We start from the raw sequence: 15,050 nt of genomic DNA on the forward strand, positions 1-15,050 counted from the left end.
CCCCCCCGCCGTCCCCGGCGCCCGCTCAGGTGCGGCGGCGGGGAACGACGGGGGGATCCCCGGCAAACGGGTTCATCGACAGCGCGGCCAGCACGCCGGCAGCCCCCGCCTTGACCTTCTCCATCGCCGGAGCGACGGCCGCGATCTCCTCGCGCTCGTCCAGGAGCTCGGGGGGGATGTCGAGCATGAACCTGCTCGGCGTCCTCGGCACCATCTTGCCGCGCGACCCGCGCTGCTTCGCCCGCATGAGGTAGAGCCGATCGCGGGCCCGCGTGACCGCGACGTAGAAGAGCCGCCGCTCCTCCTCGATGCTGTGCCCGCCCGCCTCTCCCCCCTCGGCGCTGATCGGGGCGGCGTCCGTGGCGCGCTCGTCGAGGCTGCGCTGGTGGGGCATCAGGCCCTCCTCCAGGCCGATCACGAAGACGTAAGGGAACTCGAGGCCCTTCGCGCCGTGCATCGTGGTGAGCGTCACGCGGTCGGTGGCCTCGTCCTCCTCGGAGTCCTGCCGCAGCGCGAGCAGCCGCAAAAACTCGGCGAAGCTCGCGCGGTCCCCCTTCCCCTTCTCGTCGCGACGCCCGAAGACGTTGAGCAGGCCCTCGAGGTTGCCCCAGCGGCGCGCGGCGGCGTTGTTCGTGGAGGAGCCGGCCGTGATGTCCTCCTTGAAGCCGGCGTCGGCGAGGAGCGCGCGGGCGACCGCCGCGGAGGGCTCGCCGCGCTCGAGCCGCGCGCGCGAGGCCTCGATGATCCGGAGCAGCTGGCGGCACCCCTCGATCGCGGCGGAGCTCAGCTCGTGGATGGCGTGCGGCCGCGACACCGCCGTCCAGAGCGAGGTGTCGTGCGCCGTCGCGTAGGCGCCGAGCTTGGCGACCGCGGCGTCGCCGACGCCGCGCGCCGGGTAGTTCAGGATGCGCCTCAGCGACATCTCGTCGTTCGGGTTCATCGCGACGCGCAGGTAAGCGATGAGGTCCTTGACCTCCTTGCGCTCGAAGAACTGCTGGCCGCCGATCATCCGGATCGGGATCTGCCGCTCCTTGAGGGCCGACTCGATCGCGGCCGCCTGGAGGTTCGAGCGGTAGAGCACGGCGATGTCCTTCGGCCGCGCGGCTTCGCGCTCCAGGAGGCGCTGCGCCTCCGTGGCCACGAAGCTCGCCTCGACGTCGGGGTCGGCGCAGATGATGGACCGCACCGTGTCGCCCTCCTCGCGGGTGGCGATGAGCGACTTCTTGTGCCGCCGGGCGCCGGACTTGGCGAGCACCGCGTTGGCGACGTCGAGGATGGGCTTGCGCGAGCGGTAGTTGTGCTCGAGCTTGACGACCTTCGCGCCCGAGAAGTGCTCCTCGAAATCGAGGATGTTGCGCACGTCGGCGCCGCGCCAGGCGTAGATCGACTGGTCGTCGTCGCCGACGACGCACACGTTGCGGTGCTCTCCGCAGAGCAGGCGCAGCAGCTCGAGCTGGGCGCGGTTCGTGTCCTGGTACTCGTCGACGATCACGAAGCGGTAGCGCATCCGCCAGCGCTCGAGGACGTCGGCGCGCGCCTGCCAGAGGCGGACCACCTCGCAGATGAGGTCGTCGAAGTCGAAGGCCTGGAACGAGCGCAGCGCCGCGATGTAGCGCGGGTACACGAGCATCGAGATCTCGTCGTAATCGTCGATGCCCTTGCCCTGCCGCTGCGCCTCGGCCCACGTCTCGGCGTCGAGGAACGCGTTCTTGGCGTTCGAGATGCGAGAGAGGATCGCGCCGACGTCGTAGCTCTTGCCGGCGCGGAGCTCGCGGAGGATCTCGCGGATGACCCCCAGCGCGTCGGACTGGTCGAAGATGGCGAAGGAGCCGCCTCGCAGGCCGAGGGCGCGGGTCTCGGCGCCGAGCACGTCGAGGCCGAAGCGGTGGAAGGTGCAGACCTTGAGCTCGCGCGCGACCTTCGAGCCGACGAGCTTGCCGACGCGCTCGTGCATCTCGGCGGCGGCCTTGTTGGTGAAGGTCATCGCCAGGATGGAGCGCGCCGAGACGCCGCGATCGAGCAGGCGGGCGATCCGCGTGGTCACGACCCGCGTCTTGCCGGATCCGGCGCCGGCGAGCACCAGCATTGGCCCGAGCTCGTGCTCGACGGCCGCACGTTGAGACGGGTTCAATGAGCTCGACACCGTGCCGTGGACTAGCCCGGAGGGCGCCGGAGCGGGAGCTTGATTTTACCGGAGCGCGGCGCTGGCGCGGAATGCGGCAGGAAAGGCTCAATGTCCCGGTGGCGTGGCGAACTGCCCCGGGAACGGGTTCGCCTCCCGGCGGCGCCGGACGTCATCGAGCGTCCAGGGCGCCGTGCCGCGCTCGTGGAAGAGGGCCACGCCGATCACACCGACGTTCCTCGTGTCGCCGTGCTTCTGGTTGGCGTAGGAGCCGCGGACCGAGCCGAAGCGGAACGCCGCGACCGTGTCCTGGCTCTGACGGAAACCGTCGATCTCGAGCTCGCCGTGGGGATCGACCAGGTAACCGCGCTTGCCGAACGCCGCGGGCTGGCCGTCCATGACGTCGAGGCCGTCGACCGAGACGACGCACTCGACCCGGTTCGGCGTGAGGTTGCGCAGCACGATGCTGTAGCGCTGGCCGGCCTCGCCGACGACGTGGCTCGTCTCGCCGGCGACGAAGCCGCTCAGGAAGCCGCCGCCCTCGCCGCGCAGCCCGATCGCGACGGCGCCGCCGGCGAGCGTGAAGGCCTGCGGCGACGTGCGGCGGAAGCCGGACGCGCTCGCCATGGCGCGGGCCCCCTCGGCGTCGTTGTAGAACAGGCTCGCGGCCACGAACGGCCGCGCGACGTCGGCGCGGACGAACGGCGCGGTCGAGATGCGGGACACGCGCGTCTCGCCCCACTCGGTGCCGAGGCCCGGGCGGTCGATCGGCTCCGGGGCGACCTGGCGGCTCGGCGCCTTGCGCGCCGCCCCCTCGGCGCGGCCTTCGCTGTGCGTGGACGAGGGTCGCTCGAGCTCGGCGGAACGCGCCATGGGCGAGGCCTCGGGCGGCGTCGGGGCCGGCGCGCCCGGATCGGAGGCGGCGCCGTCCGAGAGCCCGGGTGCGCCGGAGGCGGCGAACCCGGGAGCGCTGGCGGTCGCGCCTGCGCCCTTCGGCGCGGAGTCCGCCGGCCGCGTCGCGGTGCTGCCGCCGCACGAGGCGGCGCCCGCGAGGAGCGATATCGCCAAACAAGCCAGCCCGATTCGTCGCGTCCGGTTCATGGTCCCTCCACTCCGCATTGCGGCGTCGACAGGAGAACGGGCTCGACGAGGCTACCTTACAGCCGAGCGCGCCTGCGCCGCGGCGTGCGCGGACCGCGGCGCAGGCGCGGGGAGATCGCCCGCCGCGATCCAGCGCTGCGCGAGCGTGAGCCCGAGCGCGGCGGACGCGAGGGCGAGCGCGCAGACGCCGAGGGCGGCGGCGCGCGACGCGGCGCGCGCGACGTGCTGCGCCGGGCATGCGCGCTGCTTCGAGCGCGCCCGCGGGCGGCGGGGGAGGAGCGCGGCTCCGGCGCCGCCGCGGCCCGGCGAGGCGAGCGGCGGCCGGCGCTGCGCGGCGGCGGGCGCGACGGCGCGGGCGCCCGCGAAGGCGTCGAAGGCGGTCGGGGTGAGCTCCGTCGCGCTGGCCGCCGGCGCCGCGCACGACGGCGCTCCGTCGTGCAGGCGGCGCACAGCGGCCTCCATGTCAGCGGCCGTCTGGAAGCGATGCTCGGGCGCCTTCGCGATGGCGCGAAGGATCAGCGGATCGAGGGCGGCCGGGATGGGCTGCGGCGCGAAGCGCGACGGCGGGGGCGGCTCTCGCTCGCAGTGGGCGAAGCGGAGCTCATCGCGCCGGCCGCGCAGCTCGTCGAACGGGCCTCGGCCGGCGACGAGCTCGTAGAGGACGAGGCCCATCGCGTAGATATCCGCGCGCGGATCGATCGGCCCGGCGGCGTATTGCTCGGGCGCCATCGTCCTCGGCGTGCCGATGACCGCGTCCGGGGCGGTCAGCGAGGCGCCGGCGTGGAGGAGCTTGGCGACGCCGAAGTCGAGGACCTTGAGCGTGCCGTCGTCGCACAGAAACAGGTTCTCCAGCTTGAGGTCGCGGTGGACGATGCCGGCCGCGTGGGCGAGCGACAGCGCGGAGAGGGCCTGCAGGACCAGGCGGAGCGCGGTCGGGACGGCGATCACGCCGAGGCGCGCGAGCTCGGTCCTTAGGTCGCGTCCCTCGAGCAGCTCCATGGCGAAGTAGGGGCGGCCGCCTTCGGTGGTGCCGAGATCGAACACCTCGGGCAGGCTCCGGTGGCGCAGGCGGGCGATCGAGCGCGCCTCGGCGCGCATGCGCGCCGAAAGATCGCTGCGGCCGGCGTGGATGCGGTGCAGCAGCTTCACCGCGAACCGGCGGCCGAGCTCGCGGTGCTCGACCTCGTACACCTCGCCCATGCCGCCCTGACCGAGCAGGCGCACCACGACGTACGGCGTACCGGGGAGCGATTCGCCCTCGATGAGCGCGCGGAGCGGCCACGCCTCCTCGGAGGGCTCGACCTCGCCCAGCGCGCAGAGCAGCCGCGCGCGTTCGGAAGGCTCCACCTCGCCGAGCGCGTGGAGCGGCCGCGCGCGAGGAGCCTGCGGCGCGCGCAACGCGCCGCCCGCGTACAGGAGCGTGCGGCCCTCAGCGGACGCGCCGTTCATCGCGCCCCTCCGTCCGCGAGCTGCGCCCGCGCGCTGCCCGCGCCACCGGGCGGCGCGGGCCGCCCCGGGTCGTCGTGAGCGGGCGTCTCCCTGCCTCCGTCTTCTCCCTGCGCCTCCGCGAGCGCGGCGGCCATCGCGTCCGCCGTTTGCCAGCGGAGCCCCGGGTCCTTCTCGAGGGCGCGCGCGACCGCGTGGTCGAGCGCCGGAGGTACCCAGAGGAGCGAGCGGAGCCGCGGCGCCGGCGTGCTGAGGTGCGCCCGCATCACCGCCATCGAGTCGACCACCGGAAACGGCCCTCGCCCGGTGATCGCCTCGAACAGCAGGAGCCCCACCGCGTAGACGTCGGTGCGCGCGTCGACCTCCTCGCCCCGGATCTGCTCGGGCGACAGGTAGCGCGGCGTGCCGAGGACGTTCGAGCCCGTCGGCGGCTCGAGCGCCTCGCAGCTCACCTTGGCGATGCCGAAATCGATCAGCACCGCGTGCTCGGCCTCGGGCGCGCCGGACGCGCTCTCCAGGTCGGCCGCGCCCTGCTCGGCGCCGCTCGCCTGCACGAGAAAGACGTTCGCCGGCTTGATGTCGCGGTGGACGATGCCGGCGCGGTGGGTCGCGGCGAGCCCGCCGAGCACCTGGATGGCGATGCGCACGGCGGTGGGCGCCGCGAGCGGTCCGTGCGCGTCGAGCCGCTCGCGCAGCGTCTCACCGAAGAGGCGCGGCATGACGAGGAAGGGACGGCCGTCGCTCGTCACGCCGACCTCCTCGACCTTCACGATGTGCGGGTGGCTCAGCGCCGAGAGCGCGCGCCCCTCCTGGACGAGGCGCGCGCCGACCTCGCTCGACCCCTCGTGCATGGCGCGGAGCAGCTTGAGCGCGCGCAGCTGGCCGCGGCGGCCCGTCACCTCGAAGACCTCGGAGCACGAGCCTGCCCCGATCCTCCGGAGCAGGCGGTAGGAAGTCCCCGGGAGCGGCTGTCCGTCTTTCTTCTGCACCATGTCCGTCGACCTCCCTCGCGGGGGCGCGCGGCGGAGCGCCGGCGCCTTCGTTCGGGAAGGGAATCGTCGCTCTCGCGGCGGGAGTTGCGCGCAGAAACCGCTCAGCTCATCAAAAAACGCGCAATCAACGGATGTGCAGTGGGGCGCGGCGGGCCGTTCAGGGCTGTACAGGGGCGCGGCGCGCGCTCAGTGATAGAGAAACCACCGGACGCCCGGCTTGATCTCCATATGGTAATGGTCGGCGTGCGGCGCGTTGTAATTGGGCGTCAGCACGTACGTGAAAATCCCGAGATCCGCCGCCTCGCACACGATCGACCGGAGCTCGCGCGCCTCGGGGAGCTCGGGCTGGGGCGCCCCCTCGCCGCAGGTCTTGTCCCCGATGCGGCCCTGGAAGTGGCGAGCGACGCTGATCCAGGTGCCGTCGCGCTTCTTGAGCGCGCCGACGTCGATGGCCAGGCCCGCGGGGTGACGCGTGCCGGGCGGAGCCCACGCGCCGCGGGGCTTCTGGCCAGCGTCGCTGCGCAGCGCGACGTCGCCGCGGGGCTTCTGGCCAGCGTCGCTGCGCAGCGCGACGTCGCCGCGGCGCTTGGCCGGAGACGCCGTGGCCCGGGTCGACGCCACGGGCTTGCGGCGGGCGGCGCGGCGCGCGCCGGTCTTGCCGGCGGCCTTGACCGGCGCACTGCGCGCGGCGGTCGTCCGCGCCGCTTTGCCCGGAGCGCTGGACGCCGCGCTTCGAGTGGCCGCCGTCGCGCCCTTCTCCTTCGCGCCGTCCTCCGTCGCGCCCTTCTCCTTCGCGCCGCCCTCCGCCGCGCCCTTCTCCTTCGCGCCGCCCTCCGTCGCGCCCTTTTCCTTCGCGCCGCCCTCCGCCGCGCCCTTCTCCTTCGCGCCGCCCTCCGCCGCGCCCTTCTCCTTCAGGCGTCGCGGGCGCTCCTCGGGCGCCTTCGAGGTCCCGTCGAGCGCGCCCTTCTCGCCCAGCTCGACCGGCGGTGCAGACCTCGTCGATTCCTTGCGAACGTCGCTGTCCGCGGCCTTTGCCTGCGCGGTCCCGTGCCCGTGCGCTCCCTCGTCGTCGCCCCCCCCGCGGCCCGGCATCGGCACGTTGGGTCGATACATCGTGTAATGGACGACCTCGTCGATATCGTGCCGCGAGAGCACGGCCGCGAAATCGTCGAGGGCGAGCGCAAGGCGCGCGTCCAGGATCTCGAACATGCTCGTCACGCGCTGCTCGGGCGGGAGCACAGAATGGAAGTACACGCCGTTCAGCCGGCCCGTGAGCCGGATCGGCGCGCGCACGCCGGGCGCGTGGTCGACCCTGAGGTACAGGATCTTCCGGCGATCCAGCTCGGCCAGCGCCTCGTCGTCCGTCATGTTGGCGTAGCGGTACGCCGGGGAGGCCTCGGCGACGCTCGCCGCCGGTGTCATGAGGAACGGCGATGCGGCCAGCGCGGGCGCCGGACCGAGCGCCACAGAGGACGCAAGCAGCGCGCAGGCCAACGGCTTCAGCAGACAGCGAAGTCGGGAAAACGCCACAGCGGCCGCACTCTAACGTGACCGGGCGGGAAGGCCAGAAAACGGGCGATGGCTGGACCTGTGAGCAGCGCCGGCGCGCGAGCCCGCCGCGCTGGCCGTCGCGCAGCGCCGGGCTCGCGGTTACGCTGGGCGCGCGCGGCCGCGACGCCCGCGGCGCCGCCATCCCCGCGCGTATCCCTCCGCGACGAACACGCCTTGCAACCGCCGACGCCCATCGAACCGAGCCACGACGTGCACCCCCGAGCCGGCGCCGAGGCGCCCGGCGCGCCGGCCGACGTGGACGCCGCGGGCGCGCTCCACGGCGAGCGCCCACGGCCGCCCGAGCCGACCGCCGCGCGCACGCTCCTCGCCGCGGCCATCACGACCGCCGCCGTGACGGCGGTGTCCTACGCGGCGCCGAAGAGCTACGCCGGCACGCTCGTGGGCCTCACGTTCCTCGCGGCGACGTTCTGGCTCGTGCTGCGGTACGACGAGGTGACGATCCGCGCCCACGGCCTGTCGCTCGGGGGGATCCTCGAGCCCGTGCCGCTGTCGGCAGAGCGGCTCGCCCGCGCCGCGCTCCACGCCGTCGCCTGGGCCGCCCTGGCCGCCGCGCTCGTCTTCCCGCCGTTCTGGCTCGGCTACCGGATGTACTGGGGCGTGACCTCGCCGTTCGTGCTGCGCCCGCCGTCCGCCGACGAGATCGCCGCGCAGCTGCTCGTGGTCGCGCTGCCCGAGGAGGCGTTCTTCCGCGGCTACCTCCAGAGCGCCCTCGACCGCGTCTTCCCGGCGCGCGTCCGCGTCCTCGGCGCGACGCTCGGCCCGGCGTGGCTCATCTCGTCGGCGATCTTCGCGCTCGGCCACGTGCTCACGATCCTGCACCCCGCGCGGCTCGCCGTGTTCTTCCCCGCGCTCCTCTTCGGGTGGCTGCGGGCGCGCACCGGCGGCATCGGGGCGCCGCTGCTGTTCCACGCGGCGTGCAATCTCTTCTCCCTGACCCTCGCCAACGGCTACGTTCAATCGCCGTGAGCACCTCGTTCGACGAGACGGCGCCCGGCCCCGCGCGCAGCGCCGTCCCGCCGGCGCAGCAGGACGGCGCCGCGCCGCGGGACGGCCGCGCGGTGCGCCGGCGCGCGGCGCTGTTCGACATGGACCGCACGCTGCTGCGCAAGGAGACGGCGAGCCTCTACGTGAAGTACCAGCGCCAGATCGGCGAGGCGACGGCGCGCGATCTCCTGAGGACCCTCTACTGGGTCGGGCTATACACGCTCGGCATCCTCGACGCCGAGAAGGTCGTCGAGCGGGCGCTGATCGCGCTCCGTGGCGTGCCCGAGACCGTCCTCGCGGCCCGCTGCGACGACTGGTTCCGGCTCCACGTCGAGCCGCACATCGCCGACGCGGGGCGCGAGGCCGTGCGGCGGCACCAGGCGGCAGGAGACCTCTGCGCCATCGTGACCGGCGCGTCCCTCTATGCCTCGCGCCCGCTGGCCAGGCGGCTCAGGATCGAGCACCTCGTCGCGAGCGAGCTCGAGATCGACGAGCGCGGGCACTTCACCGGCCGCGCCGCGCCCCCGCTCTGCCTCGGAGAGGGCAAGGTCGCGCGCGCGGGGGCGCTGGCCGAAGCGCAGGGCTTCCGGCTGGAGGACGCGACGTTCTACACGGACAGCATCAGCGATCTGCCGCTCCTCGAGCTCGTGGCAGAGCCGGTCGCCGTGAACCCCGACCCGCGGCTGCGCCGCGTCGCCGAGCGGCGGGGCTACCGGATCGAGCGCTGGTGAGGGCGCCGCGCGCGCCGTCGCCTCACGCGGGCGGCGGTCGAGAGCCCGGCGGCGGCCGCGAGCCCGGCGGCGGCCGCGACGTCGGCGAGCCCATCGAGGGCGGCGGCTGCGAGGTGTGCGGCCCCAGCGGGAGGCTCGGGCGGGAGAGGCTCGCGCGGGTGTTGACCGCCCAGAGGACGAACGCGGCGACGACCGGACCGATGAAGATGCCTGCTGCGCCGAACAGCTCGAGCCCACCGAAGATGGAGAGCAGGGCGATGAGCGGGTGCATCCCGCCGTGCGAGCTCTGGACCCACGGCCGGATCACGTTGTCCGAGAGCCCGACGAGGACGGCCGCGGCGCACATGCCGATGCCCCCGCCGATGCGCCCGATGACGAACAGGTAGATGGCCGCGCCCAGCGTCACCGGCGTGGTGCCGATCATGGGGACGAGCGAGAGCAGCGTGGCGAGGAGGCCGAGCAGGAAAGCGCCCGGGACCTTGCAGGCGAAGAGCGCGATCGTCGTCAGCGTCCCCTGGACGGCCGCCGTCGCGAGCAGGCCGAGGACGGCGCCGTTCACCGTGTCCTGGATCGAGGCAAAGAGGACGTCGGTCTCCTCGTTCCTGAACGGCGACTGCTTGAGCAGCCAGCGCAGCAGCAGGCCGCCGTCGCGGAGCAGGTAGTACAGCGCCACGATGAACAGGAAGGCGTCGACGATCGTCTGCGGCACCGCGGCGACCATGCCCCCCGCGAAGCCCGCCATCGAGCTGCCCACCCGCTGGAACAGGTTGCTCACGTACGCGCGGACGTCGTCCCCGGACAGGCCGGCCCTGTTGAGGAGCCCCGTCAGCCGCCCGTCGTTCAGGAGGCCCTGGACGCCCTCGATGGTGCTCGACCAGTCCCGGGAGAAGAAGCGGCTGATCGAGGCAGAGGCCTCGATGATGATCACCGCGAGCGGGATGCACACGAGGATCACCACGCTGACCGTGGAGATCGCGGGCGCGAGCTGGCGGAAGCGGCCGAGTCGAGGCGCGAGGCGGCGCTGGAGCGGGGAGACGAGGAGCGCGACCAGGCCGCCGAGCAGGACGGGGACGAGCAGCCCCTTCACCATCCAGAAGAACAGCGCGATGAGCCCCGCCCGGAGGGCGAACGACAGCCATCGATCGGACTGGGTATCTTGGTTCATCGCCGGTTGCGCTCGCCTGTTACGCCGCGCTCAGCGGCGCGCTGGGCGCCAAGGTAGGGTGGGCCCCCGGCAACCACCAGCGATTTCCGCGTTGCACGAGCGCAGCGCGGCGGTTCCGGGATACAGTCAAGCTCGGCCGACGACCGCGGAGGCTCTCGGCAGCCTTCACCGCCGCGTCAGCTGGAGGGAGCGAGCATGAGCACGAGCGGTGGCGGGGTTCCGCCCGGGGGCGGAAGCTGGGGAAACGGAGGCGGAGGCTGGGGAAACGGCGGAGGCTGGGGCTCGAGCCCTCCGGGCGGCCAGGGCGTGGCGCCGGGCGGCGGCGCATCCTCGGCGGGCGGAACCCCGCCGCCGGGCGGGGGATACCCACCGCCGGGCGGGGGATACCCGCCTCCTGGCGGAGGATACCCGCCGCCAGGCGCAGGATGGGGCGCACCGCCGGGAGGGCAGGGCGGGCCGCCTGGGGGCGGCTGGGGCCCGCCGCCTGCTCACGGCAGCGGACCGCCCCACCCCGGCGCGATGCAGCTCTACTCCGACAAGGACCAGGCGACAGCCTTCCTGCTCGCGGCCTTTCTCGGGATCTTCGGCGCCGACCGCCTCTACCTCGGCCAGACCGGCCTCGGCCTCCTGAAGCTGTTCACGTGCGGCGGTTTCGGATTCTGGACCCTCATCGATCTGGTCCTCATCGGCACCGGATCCATGCGAGACGCCCAGGGCCTCGTGCTCAAGCGCGACGCGCCCGTCGGTTATCCGACCAAGAGCCAGTCCACGCTCTTCTTGCTCTCGTATTTCCTGGGGACCGTGGGCGCGGATCGCTTCTATCTGGGACAGACCGGGCTCGGCATCGCCAAGCTCTTGACGTGCGGCGGATTCGGCATCTGGTCGCTGATCGACATGCTCATGATCGGCATGGGCCGCTTCCGCGACGCCGAAGGCAACTCGCTGCGGTTCGAGCGCTGATCGCGAGGCAGCGCGTCGCCAAAGCTCGTTCCTGGTTCCCTGATGGGAAGAATCAGGACCACAGAGAGGCACAGAGGACACAGCGTGTCTTTATTCTCTCCTCTGTGCCTCTGTGGCTTCTTCTCTCACGAAACCAGGGACGTGCTTAATCGATGCGATACTCGAGAGCCGAGACGGGCGAGCTCTCTCCCTCGCGCGCCGTCACTCCAGCGCAAGCATCCGCACCGAGCGGGGCACGAGACGAACCTCGAGCGCCCCTCGCCGCGCCTCGAAGTGCGCGTCGTCCAGGACGTCGCGCGCGCGCGACGCGCTCACGGTGACGCGCGCCACCACGTCGGCGTCCCCGGGGTTCAGCAGGAAAAGCACCCGCGGCGTGCCGGACGCGTCCTCGTGCAGCGTGGCGAACACGCTGTCGGGATCGCACGCGAAGGTCGGCAGGCCGAGCGCGTCGATGGCACGCGCCACCGCGGAGTCCGCCGCAGCCGGGTCGTCCTGGAGGAGCGCCGGCAGGTTCTGCCCGGGGGCGAGGAGCCGCCGCAGGTCGTACGGCTGCGGGAGCGGGCGGAAGGCGCCGTCGAACGCGGGCTCGCGCGGGCCGAGCGTGATCAGCGTCCCCTGCCCTGCCGTCGCCTCGAGCCACGCGAACAGCTCCGGGCTCAGGCCGCCCGAGGTCGCGCAGATGACCCAGCGCGCCCCCACGAGCGAGATGTCGCGATCCTCGCCCCCCACGTGCGCGTAGGGGACGCCGCGCGCGTCGAGCGCCTCCTCGAACGCGCGCACGAACGTGTCGGGCTCCACCGCGAGCGGGTAGCCGAGCCCGAGATCGTCCTCGAGGCAGCGGTCGCGCGCGCCGAAGTTCATGATCGAGAAGAAGGCCCCGGTGAGCGGGCCGAAGGCGTGCATCACGCGGGTGAGCCGGCGCTCGGTGCGCGGCGTGACGATGCGCACCGGCGCCGGGCGGCGGAGCGCGTGAAACCTCGTGGCCTCGAGCGCCATGGCGAGCTTCCGCCAGAAGGCGGCGAACGGGCGCGGGCGGCCGTGCGGATCGATCGGCGCGCCGATCCAGCGATCGCGCTCGACCGCCATGTAGATGTTGTATCCGCGCAGCCCGTAGGCGAGCGCGGCCATCATCACGAAGATGCTGTCGCGCTCGTCGAGCGGCGGGAAGAACGGCGGGAAGCCGGCGCCCATCTCGCACGCGAAGGGCGGCAGGGAGAGCGCCTCGCAGCGCACGGCGAGCTCGCTCGTCCGGCGGGCGATGATCTGGCGGCTGCTCGGGCTCGCGACGCTGTAATAGTCGAGGCCGACGAGGTCGACGACGCGCGAGATGCGGGCCGGGTTGAGCGGCGTCGCGTCCTGGCCCATCGGGAAATTGTGCATCGTGGGCAGGCCGTCGAGGCCGGCCGCGGCGAGCGCCTTCGCGAAGCGGCCCATGGCGACCTCGAGGAGGTGCTCGTGGAACTCGCTCCAGTCGAGGTGGCGCGCGAGATCGGCCGGCGCCTCGGCGTCGAACGCGACCGGCGGCGTGATCTTGGCGAACCGCAGGCCGCCCTCCTCGACGGGCGCGCGCTCGCGGGCCACCGCGCGCAGGAGCGCCGCGCCGGCGTCCTCGGCCGCGGCGCCCTCCAGCGGGGGATCCGCCCGCCGCGCGTACGCGCGCTGGAGCGCCTCGATCGTCCGGTACTTGTCGCGCAGGAAGTCGCGGTACAGGGAGATCGCGTCCGGGTGGTAGTCCTGGTCGTACGCCCCGTCGCGGAAGTAGAGCGCGCCCTCGTTGTCGATCTGGAGGAGCACGATCGGCCCGTCCGGATAGAGGTACGGCTTGAGCACCGGGGCGAGCGCGTGGAAGTAGCGGGCGACCTCGTCGTGGAATGCGTTGCTCGCGTAGCTCGGGACCGGGAACCCGTAGGGGAGCATCGGGAGCACGACCGGGTTGTTCCGCGCGGAGCGGGCCTGGCAGCTCGGGTCCCAGATGACGCGCTCGGGGATGCCGAAGCAGGTGAGCTCCGCGTTGATGTGCGGGCCCGGGCGGGCGATGACGTAAAAGCCGAGCTCGTGCGCGAGGCGGAGGAAGGCGCCGACGTCGCGGCGCAGATCGACTTGGCCGAAATCGAACTGGCCCGGACCGGTCTCGTGAACGGCCCAGGGCACATAGATGTCGATCAGATGAACGCCGAGCGCCCGCGTGGCCTCGAGGCAGGCGCGCCAGTCCGACGGATCGAGGCGCCAGTAATGCAGGCTGCCGGCGTACAGCGGGACCAGCTTGCCGCCGATGTCCAGGCCGCCCGGGACAAGGCGCACCCCTCGCGTGAAACGGTCCTCTGGAGAGCTCGAGTCCTGCGTCGTCGCCACGCGCGCGCACACTAGCAAGGATCGCAGGGAGATCGATACCGCCGCGTGCGGCCGGGCGAGCGCGCGCCCGTCGAGGAGGGCGGCCGCCGCTCGGCGCGCAGGTCAGCGCAGCATCGAAAGCGAGCTTGCCACGAAGTCGTAAACGGGCCCCCAGTAGACGCCGAGCAGCAGGGTCGGAACCGCGAGCGCGCATGTCGTCGCGCCGAGCAGCGGCCGCACGGCGACGGGCTCGGTGCGCTGGCCCTTCTCGAGGTACATCGCGCGGAGGACGCGCGCGTAATAGAAGAGCGAGATCACGCTGTTCACCACGCCGACGATCGCAAGGACCCAGCGCCACGCGCCCCCGGCGGTGAGCAGCGCCGAGAAGAGGTAGAACTTGCCGACGAAGCCGGCCGTCGGGGGCAGGCCGGTGAGCGAGACAAGGAACACGGCCATCGCCGCGGCGACGAGCGGCGCGCGGCGCCCGAGCCCCCGGAAGGCGGAGAGCGTCTCGTCTCCGCCGCTCTGCTCGGCCACGGCCATCACCACCATGAACGCGCCGAGGTTCATGAAGCAGTAGGTGACGATGTAGAACGCGATCGCGGCGACGCCGGCGTCGCTGAACACGGAGAAGCCGAGCAGCATGTAGCCGGCGTGCGCGATGCTCGAGTAGGCGAGCATGCGCTTCACGTTCTCCTGCCCGAGCGCCGAGAGGTTGCCGACGGTCATGGTCGCCATCGCGAGGCACCCGGCGAGCACCGGCCACGGCGTCGCGACGGCCGGCGACGCGCTCCCGGCGCCGAGCGCGTCCGAGAAGAAGCGGACCAGCACCGCGAAGCCGGCCGCCTTGGGTCCGACCGAGAGGAACGCGGTCACCGGCGTCGGCGCGCCCTCGTACACGTCCGGCGTCCACATGTGGAACGGCGCGGCGCTGATCTTGTAACCGAAGCCCGCGAGCATGAAGGCCGTGCCGACGAAGACGACCTCGGGCACCTTGCCCTGCTGCGCCGTGAGCGCGGCGATCCGGGCCGCGCACTCGCCGAGGTGCATCGACGCGGTGATGCCGAAGATCCAGCTCATCCCGTAGAGCATGATCCCCGACGCGACGCCGCCGAAGATGACGTACTTGAGCGCCCCCTCGCTCGATCTCGCGTCGTTGATCTTGAAGCCGGCCAGCACGAAGCTGATCACGCTGACGAGCTCGAGCGACAGGTAGATGAGCAGCAGGTGGCGGCTCGCCGCCATGAGGTTCATGCCCAGCGAGAGCACGAGGATCAGCGTGAAGAACTCCCCCTGGTCGCGGCGGAGCTCGGGCTCGACGCCCGGCCCCCGCGGGGGCACCGAGAAGAGGACGATCGCCCCGGTGACGAACGCGAAGATCACGCGGAACAGGTTGGAGAAGCGATCGAACGCGAGCAGCCCGTGAAAGAGCTCGTGGGGGCCGGCGTCCTTCGCCAGGAAGTAGGCGCCCATGCCGCCCGACCAGGCGAGCGCCGCCAGGCTGATGACGACGAGGCCGGCGATCTTGAGGCGCGCCGGCGACGCGAGGTCCCACACGACGAGCAGCAGGACGGCGGCGATCAGGCCGAGCTCCGGCGCGAAGTACGCGAGGCTCGCCACGTTGTCGAAGGTGCGGGTTTCCACGG

At 72.8% G+C, this 15,050-nt stretch carries 11 protein-coding genes; 3 read left to right on the plus strand and 8 right to left on the minus strand.

Going from position 1 to position 15,050, the window contains the following annotated elements:
- Positions 1-25 precede the first annotated feature (25 nt).
- From WMF36_RS39600 to WMF36_RS39620, 5 genes are all read right to left on the minus strand, one after another.
- Positions 26-2,143, minus strand: a complete 2,118-nt coding sequence (locus WMF36_RS39600) for an ATP-dependent helicase (RefSeq protein WP_437576015.1) — start codon at positions 2,141-2,143, stop codon at positions 26-28.
- 87 nt (positions 2,144-2,230) lie between these two features.
- On the minus strand, positions 2,231-3,223 hold the full coding sequence (locus WMF36_RS39605; RefSeq protein WP_437576016.1) for a hypothetical protein: 993 nt from the start codon (positions 3,221-3,223) through the stop codon (positions 2,231-2,233).
- A gap of 51 nt (positions 3,224-3,274) precedes the next feature.
- Positions 3,275-4,672 carry a serine/threonine-protein kinase gene (locus tag WMF36_RS39610; protein WP_437576017.1) on the minus strand — a complete coding sequence of 466 codons (1,398 nt, stop codon included), beginning with the start codon at positions 4,670-4,672 and terminating at the stop codon, positions 3,275-3,277.
- On the minus strand, positions 4,669-5,661 hold the full coding sequence (locus tag WMF36_RS39615) for a serine/threonine-protein kinase (protein ID WP_437576018.1): 993 nt from the start codon (positions 5,659-5,661) through the stop codon (positions 4,669-4,671). The genes WMF36_RS39610 and WMF36_RS39615 overlap by 4 nt, the downstream gene beginning before the upstream one ends.
- 186 nt (positions 5,662-5,847) lie before the next feature.
- Positions 5,848-7,155, minus strand: coding sequence for an extensin family protein (locus tag WMF36_RS39620; RefSeq protein WP_437576019.1), 1,308 nt, complete (start codon positions 7,153-7,155; stop codon positions 5,848-5,850).
- A 231-nt stretch (positions 7,156-7,386) separates the two neighbouring features.
- Between WMF36_RS39620 and mrtC the strand changes: the two genes are divergently transcribed.
- Together mrtC and WMF36_RS39630 are read left to right on the plus strand one after the other, a co-directional pair.
- A complete protein-coding gene (gene mrtC, locus WMF36_RS39625) occupies positions 7,387-8,199 on the plus strand; it encodes a myxosortase MrtC (protein WP_437576020.1) in 813 nt (270 codons plus the stop codon).
- On the plus strand, positions 8,196-8,948 hold the full coding sequence (locus WMF36_RS39630) for an HAD family hydrolase (protein ID WP_437576021.1): 753 nt from the start codon (positions 8,196-8,198) through the stop codon (positions 8,946-8,948). Before mrtC ends, WMF36_RS39630 begins: the two co-directional genes overlap by 4 nt.
- 22 nt (positions 8,949-8,970) lie before the next feature.
- Here WMF36_RS39630 and WMF36_RS39635 read toward each other — a convergent pair whose 3' ends face one another.
- On the minus strand, positions 8,971-10,113 hold the full coding sequence (locus tag WMF36_RS39635) for an AI-2E family transporter (protein ID WP_437481741.1): 1,143 nt from the start codon (positions 10,111-10,113) through the stop codon (positions 8,971-8,973).
- Between the two features lie 519 nt (positions 10,114-10,632).
- On the opposite strand from WMF36_RS39635, the gene WMF36_RS39640 reads away from it, so the two are divergent.
- On the plus strand, positions 10,633-11,073 hold the full coding sequence (locus WMF36_RS39640; RefSeq protein WP_437576022.1) for a TM2 domain-containing protein: 441 nt from the start codon (positions 10,633-10,635) through the stop codon (positions 11,071-11,073).
- A gap of 201 nt (positions 11,074-11,274) precedes the next feature.
- Here the strand turns inward: WMF36_RS39640 and WMF36_RS39645 are convergent, their stop codons facing one another.
- Together WMF36_RS39645 and WMF36_RS39650 are read right to left on the minus strand one after the other, a co-directional pair.
- Positions 11,275-13,425 carry a beta-galactosidase gene (locus WMF36_RS39645; RefSeq protein ID WP_437576023.1) on the minus strand — a complete coding sequence of 717 codons (2,151 nt, stop codon included), beginning with the start codon at positions 13,423-13,425 and terminating at the stop codon, positions 11,275-11,277.
- A 102-nt stretch (positions 13,426-13,527) separates the two neighbouring features.
- A complete protein-coding gene (locus tag WMF36_RS39650; RefSeq protein ID WP_437576024.1) occupies positions 13,528-15,048 on the minus strand; it encodes an NADH-quinone oxidoreductase subunit N in 1,521 nt (506 codons plus the stop codon).
- Positions 15,049-15,050 lie beyond the last annotated feature (2 nt).

This window comes from Sorangium sp. So ce887, assembly GCF_051521455.1.
Lineage (GTDB): Bacteria > Myxococcota_A > Polyangia > Polyangiales > Polyangiaceae > Sorangium.